A 20883-nucleotide genomic window follows, 5' to 3' on the forward strand; every position below is an offset into this window, starting at 1 on the left:
GTGTGACAGCTCCTGCGCGTTGTGGCTTGCATATTTCGCCACAACAAGATTGTGCTGCGGTCACTCACCTCCGACAGACTGTTAAAATAGTCCGATTCCTACTTTTCATCTGCAACATGTGTGCTACACCAATTACCGTGAACGTTCCCGTCGAGCAGCTGTGCGTCGGTTTGTATGTTCATCTCGATATTTCCTGGCTTGATCATTCGTTTGCATTAAATAGTTTTAAGATAAAAAACGAGCAGGAAATTCAGGCACTGCGTCAGCTGGGATTAAAAACGATCAGGGTGAATCCGTCAAAATCAGATCGCCGTCCATTGCCTCCGCCACCGGCCGACGCACCCGTTGTGGAAGTAGCGCAGCCGACCCCGCAAGAGCTCGAGAAAATCAAAGAAAAGCGCGAACGTATTGATCGACTGCTGAAAGAGCGTAACGCCATTGCCCAGTGCGAAAAAGAATTGCTGAAAGCAGCAGGCACTCTAAAAAATATTACCCGGAATCTATTTGCGCGTCCGCAGGAATCCGTTCGACAAGCAGACGAGCTGGTACAGCAGATGCTGGAGTCACTGCTCGTCGATAAAGATATCGCTATCCATCTGATGAATGACAAAATCGCTGGCGAGGAGGCGTATTACCATTCGCTGAATGTGACTGTACTGACGATGATGCTGGCGAAAGAACTCGCTTTTTCTGCCGATGATATCAAGCTGATGGGGATGGGATGCCTGTTTCACGATATCGGCAAAATCGAGATTCCTGACCGTATCATTCACAAAACATTCGAACTCACGCGCGCAGAGCAGAATTTATTCCGGCAGCATGTTTTTTATGGCCAGCAAATCGCCGAAAAATTACATTTGCCTAAACAAGTGGTGGACATTATCAATCAGCATCATGAATACATGGACGGCAGTGGTTACCCTGCTGCTTTGCCTGGCGATAAAATTTCTCCGCTCGCGCGTATCGTAACGATAACGAATGCTTACGATAATTTGTGTAATCGCCCTAACCCAGCAGATTCTATGAGCCCTTACGAGGCGATGGCACATATGTTTGGTCACATGCGCAAACAGTTTGACCCGGCTGCTCTGAATATTTTTATTCGCAGCATGGGTATCTATCCTCCCGGAACGATCGTCAGGTTATCTGACGGTACGTTCGGTATGGTTGTTTCCGTCAATTCCGGAAAACCTTTACGCCCCAGTGTCCTGATTTACGATCCCAGTGTACCTAAATCGGAGGCGATTATTCTCGATCTGATTCACGAGCCCGCGCTGGAGATTGAGGCGAGCCTGAAGCCTTCGCAGCTGGCACCTGAAATGTATGACTATCTGAGTCCGCGCAAGCGCATGACTTATTTCTTCGACACGCAAAAAAATCCCGGCCAGTCATCGTGATTCATTTGCACGGTAAGGCTGATTGACCATAGCTCTTATCGTGCAAGGAACGGCAAATTTATCCGGATAAGGACATGATCAGTTATCTGCAGGCGACTGCCCGGCAACGTATTGACGGCATCATCGAACATTTTCAGGAATGGTTGCCAGCATCGCCAGCATGGGGGAGTCCGCATTTGCCACTGCTCCATGCCCCGGTCGCATTTGATGACGGTGTCATTATTGGTTATGGCTATCTGTCCGGAAAAATAGTGTTTGCCGCCGCGCAGGATGGCAATTTCATGGGTGGTGCGATAGGGGAAGTTCACGGCGCCAAATTAGTTGGCTTATTGCGCAAAGCGCTGCAAGAGCGGCCCGCAGCGGTGATACTTATGGCGGAGTCGGGGGGGGTGCGTTTACACGAAGCCAATGCAGGCCTGATCGCAGTCTCTGAGGTGATGCGCGCCCTGATGGCTGTGCGTGCAGCTGGGATTCCAGTCATCATACTGAATGGCGGCAGGCATGGCTGTTTTGGCGGCATGGGCATCATTGCCAATTGTGCCGATACGCTCATCATGTCAGCAGAGGCAAGGCTGGGTATATCCGGACCCGGCGTCATTGAAACGGTGCATGGTGTTGCTGAATTTGACGCCAGCGATCGCGCATTGGTATGGCGCGTGAATGGTGGCCTTCATCGCTACCGGAGTGGTGATTGTCAGATGCTGGTGGCCGATACGATGGCCGCATTCAAAGTAGCTGCGGCGCAGGCAATGGCATTTTCGCCGCAGTCTGTTGCGGACGTAAACGCACTCGAAGCCGAACATGCAATGTTGACGCAGCGTTTGGCAACATTTCCTGCATCGGGCAGCGATACTGACGTTGCTGATACTGGCAGAGCAGAACAGCCTGCGCTGGAATGGCAGCCTCTGGCAGCACAGCTTTTCCCGGAAGGATATGACATCACCGAAGAAAATGCGGTGCTATCCGGCGCTGCGCAAATGCATGGCTCCACCATCAGCATTATCGGTACGACGAATCATACCGAGATCGGTGTGGAAACAGCGCTGAAACAAGCGCAATTGCTGCTGCGGACGATACGCGATTTTCCAGGGCGACCAATTTTTTTACTGGTCGATACGACGGGACAGCGTTTGCGGCAGAGGGATGAAAAGATGGGTATCCAGCGCTATATGGCGCATCTCGGAAAATGTATAGAATCAGCGCGGTGTCGCGGGCATAAGATCCTTGCTCTGGTTTACGGACAGGCATTGTCCGGCGGTTTTGTCAGTAGCGGAATGATGGCTGACGCCTGTTATGCATTGCCATCATCAATCATCAGAGTGATGGATTTGTCGGCGATGGCACGCATTATTAAGATTCCCGAGGAAACGCTGGTACTGCTCGCACAATCTCATCCGGTGTTTGCGCCCGGCCCGGAAAACTATCAACGTATGGGCGGCATAAAAGATATATGGAGGCAGGATCTGGCATCCTGCCTGTTCACCGCTTTCGCAGATCTGTCTGCCGAAGATGTACGGATGTCGCTAGGAGTAGCGAGAGGCGGGCGTGTCATGGCACAAAAGGTCGTTGATGCCGTATTATTCGCGGATATTAAACACTAAGGCAGTATTGAATTGGATCAGATTGAACAATTTCAGCGTCACGATCTGGTGTGGTTATCTGATCAGGCATGGCGCGAGATTTTTTCCAGAGAAAAGCAGAACAGCGAGGATTTACAACGCTGGCAACGCGAGGAGTGGCCAGCTGTGGTGTTACGCCGGGATGCAGAAGCTGGCGATGATGAAGTCTGCATAGGTTTTTATTTTTCTCAGGCAGACGGGCGTCAGTCTCGCTTATTTGCCCGAACCCGGGTCGAGAACATCATAGAGCATCAGTCAAGCTTGGCGTTGAGCACTGTGATTCCGGTCGCACCGGCTGACTGGCAGCCGGCATTACGGGAGCTGAACCTGGAAGCCACTGCTGCCGGCGTGCGTCTGCGCGTATACGGTGCACTTGCATTGCAGTTTCTGACGGGATTAAATTATCTCGATACGAATGCCAGAATTGATGTCCTGTTTCGACCACAGGACTACGAACATCTTGTTGCTGGCCTGACTTTATTGCAGCGCTATCGTGAGCGGATGCCACTGGACGGCGAAGTTATTTTTCCACGCGGGCAGGCGGTCAGCTGGAAAGAGTGGTTGTTATCTGATTCGGTACCTGAGCCGGTGCAGGAGCAGCTTGTTCTTGTCAAAGACATGTATCAGGCGCGGCTGCTTCCCAAACATCTGCTGACAGAAAGTCTGCGTGAACCTTAGCGCCGTTGTAGTGCACAAAAGACAGGCAGAGTGAAAGTCAGAGTGGCATCAGTATTGGACTCCTCGTCCGCAGATGAATTACTCATCCGGAGCAGTCCGGACTCTGGATACCGCTGCGCAGCCGAAGAACTAAGCGCGGCGCCGTGGTTGCGCAGAACCTGAACCACTGTGTTTTTCAATATGACGGAAAGTGATGCGACCCTTAGTTAGATCATAAGGCGACATTTCCAGCGTGACTTTATCTCCCGCCAGAATGCGGATGTGATGCTGACGCATTTTGCCTGAGGTGTATGCGATCAGTTGGTGTCCATTATCCAGATTCACTCTGAAGCGGGAATCCGGTAAAACTTCTTCAACCAGACCGCTCATTTCTAACAGTTCTTCTTTTGCCATTGTGGGTTCACATTCATGTTGATTGTTGGGCACTGCTGCTGTGGCGACAGTGGATATAGTCCCGCAACGTCATTGCGGGAAGTGATTTTACTTACTGTTCGTGCAGCACATTCGCCGCATGAGAGAGAAAAAGATCGTTTTGCTGATGGTATTTTTATATGGCATTCACGTCGTCGCGTAATGACATACACGGAAAATCAGCACAGGCAAGAGCCATCAATTGACGCAAAATTACTCAGCGGACGGAAGAGGACAACAGATGCCGGAATAATCGTTTGATAAGTAGATTAATTCACTTTAATCGCAAATTATACTCTGATTAAGCAATAGCCGTCGTTTTGTCTGCGAATGGATTGACTCGTTAGTACAGCATATGATGCTGCGTAACACAAAAAAACAGGTCTCGTTGATGTCTGGATGTCAGTCGCACAGTCGGCGACATTGCTTGCGTTGCAAATTTTTGAAGGACGTAAAATGACTGGTGCCGGAAATTCATGTCCGCCGACACCATGAGCTCCGCAGTATTTTTAACTCTTATCTGTACCAACGCCATGCGCCTGCTGATCTGCGTGGTACGAGGAGCGCACCATCGCGCCGACGGCGGCGTGGGCAAAGCCCATTTTGTAGGCTTCTTCCTCATACATTTTGAAGACGTCAGGATGCACATAACGGCGCACCGGCAGATGATGTCCGCTTGGTGCAAGGTACTGGCCTATGGTCAGCATATCGACATTGTGGGCTCGCATATCGCGCATGACCTGCAGCACTTCTTCATCGGTTTCACCGAGGCCCACCATAATGCCTGATTTGGTCGGTGTGTCCGGATGTTGTTCTTTGAAACGCTTGAGTAAGCTCAGTGAATATTCGTAATCTGAACCGGGGCGGGCTTCTTTGTAGAGGCGTGGTGCGGTTTCCAGATTATGGTTCATGACGTCAGGCGGAGCCATGTTCAGAATTTCCAGTGCGCGATCCATGCGGCCACGGAAATCCGGTGTCAGGATCTCGATACGTGTGGATGGTGATAGTTCGCGGATTTTTGTAATGCATTCAGCAAAATGGGCAGCGCCGCCGTCGCGCAGATCATCACGGTCCACCGAGGTGATGACGACATAACTGAGTTTGAGATCGGCAATAGTTTTCGCCAGATTCAATGGTTCATTGACGTCGAGCGGATCCGGGCGGCCATGACCGACATCGCAGAACGGGCAGCGGCGTGTGCATTTGTCGCCCATGATCATGAACGTTGCCGTACCTTTACCGAAGCATTCGCCGATGTTCGGGCAGGATGCTTCTTCGCAGACAGTGACGAGCTTGTTGGCGCGCAGGATGTCTTTGATTTCATAGAAGCGGGTCGTTGGCGAGCCGGCTTTAACACGTATCCAGTCAGGCTTGGGCAAGCGTTCCATCGGCACAATCTTGATCGGGATACGTGCAGTTTTACTCGCACCTTTCTGTTTTTCAGTCGGATCGTAAGCAGCAGTCGTGGTATCTGGAGATGCGGGTGTGTTGTCGGTTGTCATGATACGGATCAGTTCAGAAAATCAGAAAACGTTTATTGAGTAACAGTCAAAAGATGCTGCAAATGTTGTGCGAGTGCAGTTTGTACCTCAGCGAGTGGAACGCTGACTCCCAGCGTCTTCATATCCACCGTGGCCAGCCCCGCATAGCCGCAGGGATTGATCCATGAAAATGGTGTCAGATCCATAGCTACATTCAGTGAAACACCATGGTAAGTGCAGCCATTGCCGCGCACTTTAAGTCCCAGTGCGGCGATCTTCGCGTCTTTGTACTGGCCGTCGGAAACATAAATTCCCGGCGCGCCGGCTTTGCGTTCGCCGACGAGATTATACGCTGCCAGTGTGTCTATCACTGCCTGCTCTATCCGGTGCACAAATTCACGCGCAAACAAGCGCGCTTTCGGATGGCTGCGGCGCAGATCCATCATCAGATAAATCACGACCTGTCCCGGGCCGTGAAAGGTGACTTCGCCGCCGCGATCGGTCTGCACCACCGGAATATCATGCGCTGCCAGTACATGCGACTGATCTGCGCCGAGACCGAGTGTGAAGACGGGAGGATGTTCAACGATCCAGAATTCATCCGGTGTCTGCGCATCACGTGCATCGGTGAATGCACGCATCGCGTCAAAAGTGAGCTGATAAGACTCGACGCCGCGATGGATGACGCGAGGGGAGAGGGAAGTGGGCTGAGCTGCTTGCATAGAACGTTAGTGTAACATTGCTGCGGGTTGAATTCTGCTTTTAGCGTGGACTGCAGCGGTGCAATTCAGTGAGTGGCCTGGCATGCTGCGGCATCCCGGCGGGCGCGTTTGGGCAAGTTAATGTGTTCCCCAAAAAAATAAAGATCACGCGGATTTCCCGGTGATCTTTATGCTTGAACAATGGCGACCTTGATCAGGCGAAGACGTGGCTGATTTTTTGTGTCAGTTTTTGCCATTGGAACGGGAAGCTTGCATTTTTTGCTGGCGCTTGTTGTGGCTGGATTGCTGCCACGGAGGCGACGCTGCTATTCTGCTGATCGGCTTCTATCACGACCAGACGGTGTGCTGGCACCGTCACAGATTCGCCCGCGCTCAGCCAGAAATCTTCATCTTCCCCGGCGATCGTCAGCCAGACCCGGCCACTTGTGACGGTGAATGTCTGTGCCTGTTCGCTTTGTCCCGAAACGGTGCTGCCAGCAGCGACCGTGAATGATAGATTTGTGAAATTAATTGTCATTTCCAGACTCCTTGCCATATTTGCATTAATTGCCTGTGCAGCGATTTATCTCTCTGAAAGACACATACTGCATTACGATGTCGGAATTGTAGTCTTTGGTAATACAGAAACAAAATGAGTAATTTTGTCTTTTCTTGCTAATTAAATTCACAGTAATATGCGTTATCGAAATACGAGATATTACGCAAATGGATTTTCGTCGCCTGCCCAATCTTGCTGCTTTGCGTGCGTTTGAAGCGGCGTCCCGCCATGAAAATTTCTCGCGTGCTGCCGATGAGATCCATCTGACGCATGGCGCGATCAGCCATCAGGTCAGGTCGCTGGAAGAAGAGCTCGGCGTGGCGTTGTTCGTCAGACATGGCAAGCGCATCCGTATCACGCCGGATGGCGAGCGTTTTGCCAGCGCGATACGGCGTTCCCTGCAAGATCTGGCGGAGGCGGCCGATCTGCTGCGTGACCGTAACAAGCAAAAACGACTCGGGATTACTTCACTGCCTTCATTTGCGGCGCGCTGGTTATCGCCGCGGCTGGGGCGTTTCATCGAACATCATCCAGATCTTGAAGTCAGTCTGCAATCGAGTTCATCGCTGACCGATTTCAACCGTGAACAGGTCGATATCGCGATTCGTTTTGGTCTCGGTCATTATCCCGGGCTGGTCAGTGAATTACTGATGGGCGATGAATATTATCCGGTTATCAGTCCTACGTATCCGGCCGATAAAGTGCCGCAGACGCCGGCCGAGCTGGTGGGTGCACATTTGTTGCGTTGTGAAGAGGAACCCTGGCAACCCTGGTTTCGCGCGGCCGGTCTCGATGCCGATGAGCCCAGTGGCGGTCTGATTTTTCAGGATTCATCTATGCTCGCCAGAGCGGCGGTCGATGGACAGGGAATTGCGCTCGGCAGGCATGCGATCGTTGAGTCAGATATCCAGTCCGGTCTGCTCAGGCGCTTGTTCGACATCAGTATTCCTTGCCCGGTGTCGTATTACCTCGTATATCCGGCCAGCGCGATGGATAAGCCGCAGGTGAGGGCGTTCAGAGAATGGCTGCTGGCAGAAGTACGCTCCGCCAGAACCTGATTTCGGATACTCCCCCTCGTTTTAATGAAAAAGCCCTTTATGTCCTCAGAAATAAAGGGCTTTAAAATATACTCCGGGGAGTATAAAAAGCTTGTTTTCTGACCGGTGTCGAATTTTCATCTTATGCCGGTATCAGCCTTGATTTATGTCCTGATCGCTTTATATCGAAGAGGTAACCTGCACCTCCGTATATCAGGAACCAGAAAATGGCACTCAACTGCAGTGAATAGTAATAAGGCATCCCTTGGCTGATCACTTCATTGCCGCTATAAAGTCCAAGCCATATTCCTAACTGATAACCAGGCGCTTCATGAAATATCAATAACAGCATCCCGATAATTTCCATTGGCATACCAATCGAAAAGACAGGAATATGGTACGCGGCTATATTCATTCCATAGCTGATCGGCACAATCGTCAAACCGGCTATTGCTCCAAAAATACGCCAGCGCCAGCCTTGTTTTGAGCCAGTTTTTAATATCAGGACAGCAACTGGAACAGCGATTATTAACAGCGGCAATATCCACATATCCGGCCCTGTATTAGTTAAGTGATAATTTTTATCTCAGTATGCTTCATTCGTTGTTACCTCGCAAGAGACTATTGTCCGGCAGACGCGGAAGTCAGTTATAAGTACATACTCCCCCTGTTTTTAATTAAAAAGCCCTTTATGTCCGCAGAAATAAAGGGCTTTAAATATACTCCGGGGAGTATGTTTGATGCGAAAAACAGCTTACAGCACGACCTTGACCATAGGATGACCTGAGAGCTCGCGGTACAGATTGTCGAGCTGTTCGCGGCTGGTCGCGCGGACCGTGACGGTTAATGACAGATACGTGCCTTTACTGGAAGGGCGCATATCCATTTTACCGGCGTGAAACGTCGGGTCGTGCAGCGTGACGACTTCCACCATGGTCTGTGCAAAGGCGTCGTGCATCGCGCCCATGATCTTGATCGGAAAATCACTCGGATATTCGATCAGGCTTTCTTCTGGCGGGATAGGTCTCATTTCCATGGTCGTTCCATTTCTTCATAGTGCCGGCAGGCGCTGCGTATGTCGGTATTCCGGATTCATGCAGAAATGGAAATACGCTACGCTCAGGCTGCTTTGGCTAATTGGTATGCAGCATACAGTTTGTTGTAGATGGGGCCGGGCTGGCCATTTCCAATAGTCTGATCGTCAAGTTTGACCACGGCAAGCACTTCTTTAGTAGCGGACGACAACATGACTTCGTCTGCCGCGAATACTTCTTCACGCGTGATACGGCGAGCCTGGAACGGAATATTGTTGGCGGCGCAGATTTCTTCGATCAGCGCATAACGTATGCCTTCCAGAATCTGATTGTCTTTCGGTGGTCCCATCAGCACGCCGTCTTTGACGATCCAGACATTCGCCGACGAGGCTTCGGTCAGATAACCGTTACGGAATTGTATGGTTTCTGTGACGCCATGTTCAGCAGCATTCTGCGCCGCAAAAACATTGCCGAGCAAAGAAATCGATTTGATCTCGCAGTGCAGCCAGCGCAGGTCTTCCATCGAAACACAGGCGACGCCGTGTTCGCGTGCTTCTGCTGATGGCATCACGATAGGATTAGTCATGATGAACACGGTCGGTGTCACATCTTTCGGATAGGCGTGGGCGCGCTTGGCAACACCGCGTGTAATCTGCAGATACACCATCTGATCATCGGCGTCATGCGCATCCATGACCTTGGCGATCAGTGCCAGCCATTCTTCCTTGCTGTGCGGATTTTTGATGCCGATCGCATCGAGGCTGCGGAACAGGCGCGCCAGATGCTGGTCAGCGCGGAACATTTTGCGACCATAGACGGGAATGACTTCGTAAATGCCATCGCCGAAAATAAAGCCGCGGTCGAGTACGGAAATTTTAGCTTCGGAGAGGGGCGTCATTACGCCGTTCAGATAAACCAGAGGATCATTCATGATGACAGTGCCAGTGAGAGGAAAAAATTCATTCTTACACAAATTGTGCCGACAGATTATGCAAATATCGCATACAAGGATGCCTGAGGGTTATCTGTCAGCCGCTGTATTTGTCGGACTGGCAACGCAAGCGGCGAGGCTGCAGAAGTAAAAAAGCCACGCAAGCCGGGCTGGCAAACGTGGCTGGCGAATGTGGCTTTCGACAGGGCATGATGAACGATGCCCGCGTTGGCCTGATCCGGTTTATTTGAACATCAGGCGCACTGAATCCCAGGCGCGGCCAAAGATGCTGGCCTGATCAACTTTTTCTAAAGCGAGTACCGGGAATTCAGCAATCGCTTTACCATCGAGCATCATTTTCACGGTGCCGACCTTGCTGTTCTGGGCAATCGGTGCCACCAGTGGATCTTTGCGTTCCAGCGCTGGCTTCAGTTTAGCTGCCGAGCCTTTTGGCAGCGTCACGTACAGGTCGCGGTCGAAACCGATCTTGATCTGTGCCTGCGAACCTTTCCAGATCACCGGCGTATCGATGGCCTGACCTTTGGCATACAGTTTGACCGTATCGAAATTCAGGAAGCCCCAGTTCAGCAATTTCAGGCTTTCCTGTGCCCGCACCTGATCGCTGGCGGTGCCGGTGACAACGGAAATCAGGCGGCGCTGACCTGTGCCATTCGGACGATTCGCCGAAGAGATCAGGCAATAGCCCGCTGCTTCGGTATGGCCGGTTTTCATGCCATCGACGGTTGGGTCCAGCCACAATAAACGGTTGCGATTCGGCTGGGTGATTTTGTTGTAGGTGTAACTCTTGGTGCTGTAATAGGTTTTGTAATACTCAGGAAAATCGCTGATCAGACGTGCCGCTAAAGTGGAAAGATCGCGCGCAGTCGCATAGTTTTCAGGGCTGGGCAAACCATGCGGGTTACCGTAGTGGCTGGATTTCATGCCTATGCGTTCAGCTTCGCGGTTCATCTGTACGACGAAGGCTTCTTCGCTACCCGCGACGGCTTCCGCCAGTGCAACCGCTGCGTCGTTACCGGATTGCACGATCAGTCCGTACAGCAATTCATTAATGGTGACTGGCTTGTTCGGCTCGATGAACATCTTCGAGCTGCTGGCATCGACCTTCCAGGCACGAGTGGAAACATTCACAGTCTGATTCAGATCGAGCTTTTTCTCTTTGAGCGCAGAGAACACCAGATAGGCGGTCATGATTTTCGTCAGTGACGCCGGTTCTATGCGCAAATCAGCGTCCTGAGCGGCGATGACCTGATTACTGGTGGCATCCACCAGTATCCAGGATTTTGCAGCAACTGTCGGTGCGGGCAGTGTTTGTGCCATCGCCACGGACATCGTCAGCAGTGAGGCGGCAATAGTAGCAAGGAATTTTTTCATTGGATGAGACTTAAAAAAACAAAAATAAAAGCAAAAAGATATCAGCAACCGGCAGGCTTATCCCACATGCTGGTAACCAGCTGTTTGATATGGTGCAGGCGACGATGGAAAAAATGATCGGCACCGGGAATCACAGTGACCGGAATATCTTGCGGGCGCAGCCAGTCGAGCACGGCCGACAGCGGTATCGTGTCGTCCTGCTCGCCGTGAATCAGGATGGTGTTTGCCGGAATCTCAGGCATCGCCCATTTACCGGCGGCGGCACCGACTAACACCAGACGTTCGGCGGGCGTACCCGCCTGTATCAGCCTTTGTTGCAGACAGGCTTGTACGAAAGTACCGAAAGAAAATCCCGCCAGCGCTAATGGTAATGCAGGATAACGTGTGCGCATGTGTGCCAGTAACAATGCCATGTCATCGGTTTCTCCGATGCCTGCATCATGGGTTCCGGCAGACTGGCCGACGCCGCGGAAATTCATACGCACGGCGGCATAGCCCAAGCCAGTGAAGGTACGCGCCAGCGTTTGCGCGACTTTGTTATCCATCGTACCGCCGTACAGCGGATGCGGATGCGCGACCAGTGCCAGACCGACAGGCGCCGCAAACACTTCAGGATCAGGTAAATCGAGCGCACATTGCAAAGAGCCGACGGCGCCGGGAATCAGAAAATGTTCAGTTTGAGCGTTCATGCGGATAAATCAGGTGTTCGGTAATTGCAGGCGTTTGACGATGCCACCGCCGATCAGATCCACGTCTATGATTTCATCAATATCTGTCTGATCGACGAAGGTGTACCAGGTGCCTTGCGGATAGACCACCATCACTGGCCCTTCATCGCAGCGATCCAGGCAGCCGGCTTTGTTGATGCGGATTTTGCCCTGACCGTTCATGTCCATCTGTTTGATGCGGCGTTTGGCGTGTTCCTGCGCTGCTTGTGCGCCGTGATCGGTACAGCACGGCCGACCATCGTCGCGCTGATTCATGCAGAAAAACACATGTTTTTGAAAATAGAGAGGTTCAGACATGATGAGGACTTTATTCATTTCAGACAGTGGCTGTGACCCCGGAACGACATCGGTAAATGCTTGCCGGATGAGCGCGTGGGTCGCATTGCCGGTAAGCCGCTATGATACTGCAACTTGCGCAGCAGCCGGTTTCGGCTTTCGTAACAAAGTCCACAAGGCCATCCACGGCCAGCACAGCGATAAGAATTGCGCAGCACCGTTAAAGTTCAAAAATTTCCCCTGCACCCAGGTTTGCATGGTTGCGGCGAAGTAGGGATTGTCCGGTAACAGATTCAGCACCACGAGCGAAATCAGCAGCAGTAAAAATGCCAGTCGCTTCTGGGCCCGCACCGGCGCGAATGAAAAACCGTACAACATGATGGCGCTGATCAGTAAGCCGCCGATCGCGCCGGGCGTCATCCACGCATACGCATATTCGGGCTTGAACAGCAAAGCGCTGGCGAGTGTTTTGGCGATCAGTGTCATACTCAGCAGCAGCATACCCAGCGGGAATTTCGGCGCGTGACGATTGAATATGCTCAGGCAAATCAGTATCGCGCCGGTACAACCGCTGGCAGTGATGAAAGTTTCCGCCAGCAGATATTCATCGGCACTGAATTCCATGCCTTGCAGAACAAATGCACCTATGTCGATATCCATGTCAAACAAATCGCTGAGTTGTTGCGACAGGATGGGAAACAATTGTCCCAGCCCGAACAGATAGGCCTGCGGATACAGCTGTGCCATTGGCCATAAACCCAGCAAGACGATTTCCCAGCTCGAATCCTGATACGTCCATTGTTTGCGCAATAATTGCAGGCGTCCTTTTTCCAGTATCAGCGGCGTCAGCAGCGCACCTAAGATCGCGCCCAGCACCGCGCCGCTGGTATTGGTCAGAAAATCGAGCAGAGACGTGACCCGGCTCGGCAGAAAATATTGCACCAGCTCGGCCACCGCAGAAATCAGCGCGCCGCCAAAACAGGCAATCAGCGCCGCCCACCAGCGATTCACCAGCGGGTACAGCGCAAAGACGATCAGGGTTCCGAATGGGATATAACCAACAATATTGATACCGGCATCAAATTTGGTCCAGTAACGTGGCCACTGCCGTATCACGTCAGGCAATGCCGACAAATTATTTGCCTGCCAGCCGGTGAACGGATACCAGCTCGCGTACAGAATCAGTACGGTATAGGCGAGCAGGCATACCCGTGCAAAAGGGGAACTATGTAAGTGACTGGCCGCACCTGTGTCTGGCGACGCATCGCGGCTGGCCGGCAGGGGCTCACTCATGGCGGCGTTAATTCAGGGCTAAGCTGGTAAGCCATTGCTGCATGTCGCTGATCATATTGTCGACCGCTGTCTGCATAGCCTTTGCACCACTGGCAGCATCCGGGCTGGCAGCCGGTACCTGCAGAAGGAAATTCCGCGTGCCGATGATGTTGCGTCCTTTCACAACAATGCCGCGCGCATAAATGTGTGCATGGCTGGTGCTTGGCGTGGTGAATACCTGAGAAAATTCATCGAGTTCCAGGCGTAAGACCGGCAAACTTCCCGCGCTGTCAGCGGTGTTGGTGACGACAGCGCCGCGCGAGTTCAGCACCAGCTTGATTCTTTGCGCGACTAACTGTGCGGGCGGCATACTCCAGCGCGCCTGCGCATACGGCTTTAACTGCTGTGCGTTGTCGTATTGCAAGCGGTACAGCATGGCATTGCTGTCGAGCGCTGCCGGTACCTGAATTTCGGCGAGCGCAATTTGCATTTTTGTATTCGGCAGCGAGACCGTATTGAACGGGCCGAAATCGTATTGCTGGCGTTGTGCCGGAGCCGTGCTGCTGCAGGCGCTCAACAGACTGATACTGAATATCATCAGCGGCAGAAAACGGTAGTGAGTAATGCGGTAGAGTCGTTGCATACGATGTCCTCAGATAGTCTTCTCTGTGTCTTTATTTGGGCGCGACAAAACCGGCTTCGCCCGGGCCGGGCGCTGCTGGCGGATTGCCGAACAGGATACTTTGTGGCCTGTCGTTCAGATTTTCCGTTGCGCGATTCAGGGAGCGCATACTGCTGCGGGCTTCGCCGGTCAGACTCTGAATACGCGGCAGCGTTTCCACGGCGACACCGTTTGTCAGCTGGTCTATCGCCAGATTAAAGCGTGCGACAGGACCATCGACCGCCTGTAATTGTGTACTGAGTTGGTTCAGATTATTGGTGAAGCGTGATGCATCTTTGGATAAGACACCGACGGTGTTGAGCGTATTTTGGGTCTGATCGATCAGACCGGGCAACTTATCCAGGCTCGGGTTGAGTTTATTTGGCAATGCCTGCCACGCTTCAGCCGCTTTGTTGATATTTTCGACGGCGCTGATCATGGTCTGACGATTTTTCGGATCAAGCAGGCTATTGATACGACGCGTGAGTTCTTCTGTTTGTTTCATGATCGCCAGTCCGCGCTCTTCCAGATTCTGCATCACACCGGGACGCAGCGGAATCCGTTGCGTCGTACCGTCCGGCACTAACGGGACAGAAGTGCCCGCTGTTTTGTCTTCATCGAGCTGCACAAATGCAATCCCGGTCACACCCTGATAGGCGAGGGTGGCGAAGGTGGCGCTGGTGACCGGCGTATCCGGAATCACTTCCAGGCGCAGTATCAATTGTCCCGGATTTTTGTCATCAAAATCGATATCGGTCACATTGCCGACTTTAATCCCTTTGTAGCGGACTGCCGCTTGCAGGTTGAGGCCGGAGACCGCTGATTTGGTCACGATCTCATACGGCGTGCGCTGAATTTTGTCGCGTCCCAGCCAGATCGCGATAAAAATAGCGAGGATCAATAAGGCGATGGTGAAGAATCCGGCGATTAAGGCGTGCGATCGGTTTTCCATGGCTTTCCTATTGTGAGGCAGGTGTCAGCACTTCCATGGCGCGCTTGCCACGACCACCGAGGAAGAAGCTGCTGATGAACGGATGCTGGAAGCGGACGACTTCCTGCGGTGTGCCGACGACGATGACTTTTTTTTCAGCCAGCACCGCAATACGATTCGACAGTGCAAACAGGCTGTCGAGATCATGCGTGACCATGATGACTGTCAGGCAGAGTTGCCGGTGAAGTGACTGTATCAGTTCGACGAAACTGTCGGAACGATCCGGATCAAGTCCAGCGGTCGGCTCGTCAAGGAACAATAATTCAGGGTCGAGTGCTAAAGCGCGAGCAAGCGCGATCCGTTTGATCATGCCGCCGGATAAATCTGCCGGCATTTTCGGTGCATGTTCAAAGGCGATATTCACCATCTGCAATTTCAGATACACCAGATCGGTGATCAGCGATTCCGGCAATTTTCTGAGTTCGCGCATCGGCTGGGCGATATTATCGAACACGCTCAGCGCCGAATACAAAGCGCCATGCTGGAACAACATACCCGAACGTTTGCGCAGATAATCAAGATGACGGCTGTCGGACACCTGGATGTCTTCACCGAAGACTTTGATGCTGCCGCGACGCGGCGTTTCCAGCCCCAGCATCTGGCGCACGAGCACGGTTTTACCGGTACCGGAGCCGCCAACGATAGACAAAATCTCACCGCGCCTGACCGATAATTCCAGATTATCGTGAACGACGGCACGCCCGAACTGCGTGCGTAAGCCCTGAATTTCGATCACGTTATCGGTCGTCATCAATAGCCCACTTTACTGAAAATAATCGCAAAAATCGCATCGGCAATGATCACGACGGTAATCGCAATCACCACAGAATTGGTGGTGCCGTGGCCCAGGCTTTCCGTATTCGGTTTGATGCGCAAACCATAATGGCAGGCAATCAGTGCGATCAGAATACCAAAGGCAACACCTTTACCCAGACCTATCCAGTAATTCAGCAGCGGCACCGCATCCGGTAATTTAAAGACAAAAAATTCCGGACTCATACCGAGTAGCGCTTGCGCTGAAATCATGCCGCCTATCAGTGCCATCACATCGGTCCAGATCACCAGCAGTGGCATGGCAATCGCGAGTGCCAGCACCTTGGGCAGGATCAGGCGCGAACCATGCGGTATGCCCATCACCAGCATCGCATCGAGCTCTTCGGTGACCCGCATCACACCGAGCTGCGCCGTGATGGCTGAGCCCGAGCGACCGGCAACCAGAATTGCGGCCAGCAAGGGACCGAGTTCGCGGATGATGCTCATACCGAGTATATTGACGATAAATAAATCACCGCCAAACGTCAGTAATTGTTGTGCTGAAAGATAAGAAAGCACGATCCCGATCAGGATGCCGACCAGCGCGGTAATGCCCAGCGCCTGCGCGCCCATGCGATACAGGTTGGCGGATAATTCTTTCCACGGGCCTCGCAGCGGATGGCGTAGAAAACCGGCCAGATCGATCATCAGTTGACCGAGCAGGATGCTGAAGCCGTACAAATGCTCAAAGAAGCCGAGCACGATGTCGCCCAGTTGCATGATGCTGTAAAAGCGCGGACGTTTTGCTTCGACTAAATTGACCTGACCGGCTTCCGCCACGCGCTGAAACAGACCTTCATGTACCGGTTGCAGGATCAGGTGTCGCGGCTTTTTCTTGCCCCAGGCGCGCCACAATATTTGCGCACCGACGTGATCGAGCGCACTGATCTGGCTTAAATCCCAATGAATATCGTCGCGCTGGGCCAGGTGGCCCATTTCGGCCTGCAAATCATGCAGGCGTCGGCCTTCGGATAAGGCATGCACCAGCCATGCGCCTGCCACGCGGATCGTGGTCTGATCTGCATGATGGACGGTCAGAGTGGGAGGGCTAACTGAGGGCATGTCGTCAGTGTAAACGAGATAACTGTTTTGCTGCAATGAAGCAAAGCATACAGTGACTGATGTTGATCTTCATTAAAAGAATGGGCAGATCCCGCAACTGAGAGCGATTGTCAGCGGCTGTCTGAGGCAGACGTTTTGCAGTCGGTAAATGGCCTTATTTGGCCTGTTAAAAATGAGATATAGGGGGAGTATATTCAAAAATCGCGTTATTCTCACCATAAACATTGAGCTTTTAAATATACTCCACCCAGTATATTTTTGCTCCGCAGGCGCTCGTCAGTACATTCTGACAGGATGGTGCGCTGGCGTTTTCAGAGTTATGCCGCGCTTATTTTTCCTGCCGTACCGGTGTTTTTTTATCGATCACCTCGCGGCAATCGCCCTTCAGCGTCGCATTATCGTAATCTGACCAGCCGTAACTATCGACATAGCGCGTGTGTGCAACCAGTTGCGGACTAAGGATGCTCCAGTTCAGCCTTTCATCAGGATAGCGAATATTGCCCATGTCGAGCAAAGTATGAAAAACATTTTCCGTCGACAGGCGGAATTTCTGGTGGCGTTTGAGCTGGCGAATTTTCTCTGGAAATAATTGCTGATAGTCGTCCGAATACCAGATGAAGGCAGGGATATGGAATTCATATTGCGTATTGTGGCCATGAAACGCGAGGCCGCAACTGCCGTCATACAAGGTTTGCCCATGATCGGAGATATACATCATTGAGGTAATCTGTTTGCTCGCTTTCAGGCGCTGTATGACTTCCGACAACATCCAGTCGGTGTATAAAATGGAATTGTCATAGCTGTTGCTGAGCGCCGCTTTGTTGTTCAGATCGGTATAGGCGGGGTTGTCAACACCGAACAGCGAGGGCTTCCAGTGGTCGTATTCTTTCGGGTAGCGGTGGCTGTAATTCCAGTGGTTGCCCAGTGTATGCAGAACGATCAGCTTTTTAGGAGCGGCATCGTTCATCGCGCGACTCATGGGATCGAGCAGGATGTCGTCGAAACTGGAATTATTGGTGAAGCCGCCGAGATTCAGAAACTGCGTGACATCGGCTTCTTTGGCGAACACTGAGATCGGTGTATCAAACTGACCAAAGCTCATCTGGTTCGATATCCAGAAGGTTTTGAATCCCGCTTCTTTAAATGCAGACAAAAACGATTTTTCAGAGAACCCCGCCTTCAGACTTTGTGCCGCCGGCTTGCGCGAAACGATGACAGGCACGGATAAGCGTGTCGCAGCGACGGCAGTAATCATGTCGCTGAAGCTGACCAGATTGTCTTCCAGTGACAATAAGGGATTGGTTTCACGTTCGTAGCCATTCAGGCTCCAGCGGTCGTAGCGCGATGATTCTCCGAGCACAACAACGATAGTCTGCGCTAACTTCGGGTCACCTTGCAATGTCGCGTTGAAGCGGAAGTTGCGGCTTTTTTCAGACAGCTTTGATAAATATCCACGTTCGCTCCAGAAATCTGCGATGCGCACCGCGAGACCGAATGGCCAGGTGCTGGTGAAGACATCGTCGTCATAACGTATTCTGGCCCAGGATGGCAGTGGCCCGAGTAGTTTGCTTAATGTCTGACGCTGATGTTCCAGCCACGCCTGCGGAATCACTTTGCCCGTTGATTGTGTGCTTGCAGCTGGTGCCGGCGTATCCTCGTCGTCAGTACTATCGCTGGCGCTGGCCGTCACCGCCGGAGGCGCTGCCCGCACGCCGACATATTCGCCGTAAGCCCAGATCCCGCAGCCCATCACCACCATACTGATCAATGCCCAGCGGCTTGGATGCTGCCAGTGCAGTGCTGGTGTATTCAACGCAATTTTCAGTAGACTCCACCACCACGCCGTAATCATTAACGTCAGAAATAACAGTAACCAGACTTTTTGCCCAAGAAATTCAATCGCCTCTTTGGGGCTGGTTTCCAGTAAAACGCCGAGGTGATGAGTGGAAATACTCTGCCCGAAATACAGTCGCAGATAAATCTCTATCGGTATTGCCAGCATCGCCGGCAGCAACAAAAAATGAAACCAGCGCGGATGTTTGAAGACTGCCCACAGTACCGGCCAGCAGATCACCTCCATCGCCAGCAACTGCCAGCCTTTCTCAACCGGCTTTCCCAGTACCAGAGAGAAAAACGGAATCGCTGAGAGCAGCAGATAACTCAACAGGAGAAAAAGGGGGCTGGGACGGAGTAAAGAACGCATCGGGATGGTAGCTGGCTTGCTTGCGGTAGTTGCTGGGCGAGGGGGTATCGCCATCGACTGCAATAGAGAGTGTGAAATGGTCGCTTAAATAATTCAGGCCGACAATATAAATGATTTATGAAAACATGGTGCGGCTGCCTAAGCGCCTTTTTCGCTCAGGACGATGCAAAGAGTCATGCAAGCTTAAATGAAAACAAACAAAAATCCGGAAATACTTGATTTTCTTATGAAATTTCCTACTCTGATCTGCCACATGCAGGCAGCGTGGGCAACCCGTTGCGTACCGAAAATCGTTGACATGGCTGGATCAGGCGACATAAAATTGCGAGTTCTCGATTTTGGGTTTGCAGTTTTCAACATGTTTCTAGCGGTTTTTTGCGAAAAAATATGCTTAAAAAGCAGGCAGATATTGGGCTCGTCTGAATAATTCGGACGTAAAAAAATTGATTTTTAGTTCCCGGGCAACCGTTTCCGGGTTTGTGTTTAACGTTGTATTTTGTTGGATTAAAAACGATGCCAACCATCAATCAACTGATTCGCCAACCACGTGTTTCTGCAGTGGTTAAGAGCAAATCGCCGGCGCTGGAAAACAGCCCGCAGAAACGTGGCGTTTGCACCCGCGTTTATACGACAACTCCAAAAAAGCCGAACTCGGCTTTGCGTAAAGTTGCCAAAGTTCGCCTGACTAATGGTTTCGAAGTAATTTCGTACATTGGCGGTGAAGGCCATAACTTGCAAGAACATAGCGTAGTCCTGCTGCGCGGTGGTCGTGTAAAGGATTTGCCAGGTGTTCGTTACCATATGGTTCGAGGTGCTTTGGATACTCAAGGCGTTAAAGACCGTAAGCAAGCTCGTTCCAAATATGGTTCTAAGCGCGCTAAGGCAGCTAAGAAGTAATTATCTCGTAATTTAATCTCCGTAAAGTATTACGGATCAGTGTCGGTTCGGAATGAGCCGAGTAAGTGACTGGCTATGATGGCCTGTCGCGAGTGCCGGGTGAATTGTTGCTCAGCGCTCAACTGAAGATTGAAAGGAATTGAAATGCCACGTCGTCGTGAGGTCCCGAAACGGGACGTATTGCCAGATCCAAAATTTGGCAATGTAGAAGTTGCAAAATTTGTTAACGTATTGATGTTGTCAGGCAAGAAGTCTGTTGCTGAAGGTATCATTTACGGTGCTTTTGATCACATCCAGCAAAAATCTGGTAAAGATCCTCTGGAAGTGTTTGCATTGGCTATTAACAATGCTAAACCACTGGTTGAAGTAAAATCCCGCCGTGTTGGTGGCGCGAACTACCAGGTGCCTGTTGAAGTGCGTCCGGTTCGTCGTCTGGCTTTGTCTATGCGTTGGTTGCGTGAAGCTGCAAACAAGCGTAGTGAAAAATCCATGCCACAACGTCTGGCTGGTGAGTTGTTGGAAGCCGCAGAAGGCCGCGGTGGCGCAATGAAGAAACGTGATGAAGTGCATCGTATGGCTGAAGCCAACAAAGCCTTCTCTCACTTCCGCTTCTAAGAGTAAGAGCAAGGAGCCTTTGTGTGATAATTATGCAATGGTTCTGGCAAATATTTTGAATCAGGCCGGGCGCGATTTTTACAAAAAATTGCGCTCGGTTTTGTCTATTAAAAGATTTAGGATTA

Annotated in this window: 22 protein-coding genes; 6 read left to right on the top strand and 16 right to left on the bottom strand. The window is 51.7% G+C overall.

The genetic code is table 11. The features are described from left to right. Window positions 1–116 precede the first annotated feature (116 nt). The 3 genes from ACPAOP_RS14765 (at window position 117) to mdcG (ending at window position 3694) form a co-directional block, all read left to right on the top strand. On the top strand, window positions 117–1397 hold the full coding sequence (locus ACPAOP_RS14765) for an HD-GYP domain-containing protein (protein ID WP_423680610.1): 1281 nt from the start codon (window positions 117–119) through the stop codon (window positions 1395–1397). 74 nt (window positions 1398–1471) lie between these two features. Further along, a complete protein-coding gene (locus tag ACPAOP_RS14770; protein ID WP_423708521.1) occupies window positions 1472–2998 on the top strand; it encodes a biotin-independent malonate decarboxylase subunit beta in 1527 nt (508 codons plus the stop codon). Window positions 2999–3010: 12 nt separating this feature from the next. Beyond that, window positions 3011–3694, top strand: coding sequence for a malonate decarboxylase holo-[acyl-carrier-protein] synthase (mdcG, locus tag ACPAOP_RS14775; RefSeq protein ID WP_423708522.1), 684 nt, complete (start codon window positions 3011–3013; stop codon window positions 3692–3694). A 129-nt stretch (window positions 3695–3823) separates the two neighbouring features. On the opposite strand, the gene infA is transcribed toward mdcG, so the two are convergent. The 4 genes from infA to ACPAOP_RS14795 all read right to left on the bottom strand — a co-directional run bounded on the left by infA (window position 3824) and on the right by ACPAOP_RS14795 (window position 6825). After that, window positions 3824–4087 (bottom strand): translation initiation factor IF-1, encoded by a 264-nt coding sequence (infA, locus tag ACPAOP_RS14780; RefSeq protein ID WP_423680613.1) that lies wholly within the window; start codon window positions 4085–4087, stop codon window positions 3824–3826. 527 nt (window positions 4088–4614) lie between these two features. After that, window positions 4615–5607, bottom strand: a complete 993-nt coding sequence (gene lipA, locus ACPAOP_RS14785; protein WP_423680614.1) for a lipoyl synthase — start codon at window positions 5605–5607, stop codon at window positions 4615–4617. A gap of 32 nt (window positions 5608–5639) precedes the next feature. Next, window positions 5640–6308 (bottom strand): lipoyl(octanoyl) transferase LipB, encoded by a 669-nt coding sequence (gene lipB, locus ACPAOP_RS14790; RefSeq protein ID WP_423708523.1) that lies wholly within the window; start codon window positions 6306–6308, stop codon window positions 5640–5642. Window positions 6309–6501: 193 nt separating this feature from the next. Then, entirely contained in the window at window positions 6502–6825 is a 324-nt protein-coding gene (locus ACPAOP_RS14795; RefSeq protein WP_423708524.1) for a DUF2917 domain-containing protein, read from the bottom strand. A gap of 188 nt (window positions 6826–7013) precedes the next feature. Here ACPAOP_RS14795 and ACPAOP_RS14800 point away from each other — a divergent pair, with 188 nt between their 5' ends. Continuing rightward, on the top strand, window positions 7014–7904 hold the full coding sequence (locus tag ACPAOP_RS14800) for a transcriptional regulator GcvA (RefSeq protein ID WP_423680619.1): 891 nt from the start codon (window positions 7014–7016) through the stop codon (window positions 7902–7904). 121 nt (window positions 7905–8025) lie between these two features. On the opposite strand, the gene ACPAOP_RS14805 is transcribed toward ACPAOP_RS14800, so the two are convergent. The 12 genes from ACPAOP_RS14805 to ACPAOP_RS14860 all read right to left on the bottom strand — a co-directional run bounded on the left by ACPAOP_RS14805 (window position 8026) and on the right by ACPAOP_RS14860 (window position 19246). Beyond that, window positions 8026–8433, bottom strand: coding sequence for a hypothetical protein (locus ACPAOP_RS14805; RefSeq protein WP_423708525.1), 408 nt, complete (start codon window positions 8431–8433; stop codon window positions 8026–8028). Between the two features lie 204 nt (window positions 8434–8637). Then, window positions 8638–8919, bottom strand: coding sequence for a DUF493 family protein (locus tag ACPAOP_RS14810; protein ID WP_212677600.1), 282 nt, complete (start codon window positions 8917–8919; stop codon window positions 8638–8640). An 83-nt stretch (window positions 8920–9002) separates the two neighbouring features. Next, window positions 9003–9848, bottom strand: a complete 846-nt coding sequence (locus tag ACPAOP_RS14815) for a D-amino acid aminotransferase (protein ID WP_423680620.1) — start codon at window positions 9846–9848, stop codon at window positions 9003–9005. 243 nt (window positions 9849–10091) lie between these two features. Then, on the bottom strand, window positions 10092–11240 hold the full coding sequence (locus ACPAOP_RS14820) for a D-alanyl-D-alanine carboxypeptidase family protein (protein WP_423680621.1): 1149 nt from the start codon (window positions 11238–11240) through the stop codon (window positions 10092–10094). 41 nt (window positions 11241–11281) lie between these two features. After that, window positions 11282–11929 carry an alpha/beta hydrolase gene (locus ACPAOP_RS14825; RefSeq protein WP_423708526.1) on the bottom strand — a complete coding sequence of 216 codons (648 nt, stop codon included), beginning with the start codon at window positions 11927–11929 and terminating at the stop codon, window positions 11282–11284. Between the two features lie 9 nt (window positions 11930–11938). Then, window positions 11939–12265, bottom strand: a complete 327-nt coding sequence (locus tag ACPAOP_RS14830) for a (2Fe-2S) ferredoxin domain-containing protein (RefSeq protein WP_423680623.1) — start codon at window positions 12263–12265, stop codon at window positions 11939–11941. Window positions 12266–12364: 99 nt separating this feature from the next. After that, window positions 12365–13537, bottom strand: a complete 1173-nt coding sequence (locus ACPAOP_RS14835; protein ID WP_423680624.1) for a VanZ family protein — start codon at window positions 13535–13537, stop codon at window positions 12365–12367. Window positions 13538–13544: 7 nt separating this feature from the next. After that, a complete protein-coding gene (locus ACPAOP_RS14840) occupies window positions 13545–14159 on the bottom strand; it encodes an ABC-type transport auxiliary lipoprotein family protein (protein ID WP_423708527.1) in 615 nt (204 codons plus the stop codon). A gap of 31 nt (window positions 14160–14190) precedes the next feature. Then, window positions 14191–15129 carry an MlaD family protein gene (locus ACPAOP_RS14845; protein ID WP_423708528.1) on the bottom strand — a complete coding sequence of 313 codons (939 nt, stop codon included), beginning with the start codon at window positions 15127–15129 and terminating at the stop codon, window positions 14191–14193. A gap of 7 nt (window positions 15130–15136) precedes the next feature. Further along, entirely contained in the window at window positions 15137–15919 is a 783-nt protein-coding gene (locus ACPAOP_RS14850; RefSeq protein WP_423708529.1) for an ABC transporter ATP-binding protein, read from the bottom strand. Further along, window positions 15919–17043 carry an MlaE family ABC transporter permease gene (locus tag ACPAOP_RS14855; RefSeq protein WP_423708530.1) on the bottom strand — a complete coding sequence of 375 codons (1125 nt, stop codon included), beginning with the start codon at window positions 17041–17043 and terminating at the stop codon, window positions 15919–15921. The genes ACPAOP_RS14850 and ACPAOP_RS14855 overlap by 1 nt, the downstream gene beginning before the upstream one ends. A gap of 328 nt (window positions 17044–17371) precedes the next feature. Next, window positions 17372–19246 (bottom strand): phosphoethanolamine transferase, encoded by a 1875-nt coding sequence (locus ACPAOP_RS14860; protein WP_423708531.1) that lies wholly within the window; start codon window positions 19244–19246, stop codon window positions 17372–17374. A gap of 513 nt (window positions 19247–19759) precedes the next feature. Between ACPAOP_RS14860 and rpsL the strand changes: the two genes are divergently transcribed. Together rpsL and rpsG are read left to right on the top strand one after the other, a co-directional pair. Next, window positions 19760–20143: a 30S ribosomal protein S12 gene (gene rpsL, locus ACPAOP_RS14865; protein ID WP_153236384.1), complete on the top strand. Its 384-nt coding sequence runs from the start codon at window positions 19760–19762 to the stop codon at window positions 20141–20143. A 144-nt stretch (window positions 20144–20287) separates the two neighbouring features. Then, window positions 20288–20758: a 30S ribosomal protein S7 gene (gene rpsG, locus ACPAOP_RS14870; protein ID WP_423680633.1), complete on the top strand. Its 471-nt coding sequence runs from the start codon at window positions 20288–20290 to the stop codon at window positions 20756–20758. Window positions 20759–20883 lie beyond the last annotated feature (125 nt).

It is taken from the genome of Undibacterium sp. WLX3042, from assembly GCF_049544825.1.
In the GTDB taxonomy this organism is placed as follows: Bacteria; Pseudomonadota; Gammaproteobacteria; order Burkholderiales; family Burkholderiaceae_D; genus Undibacterium.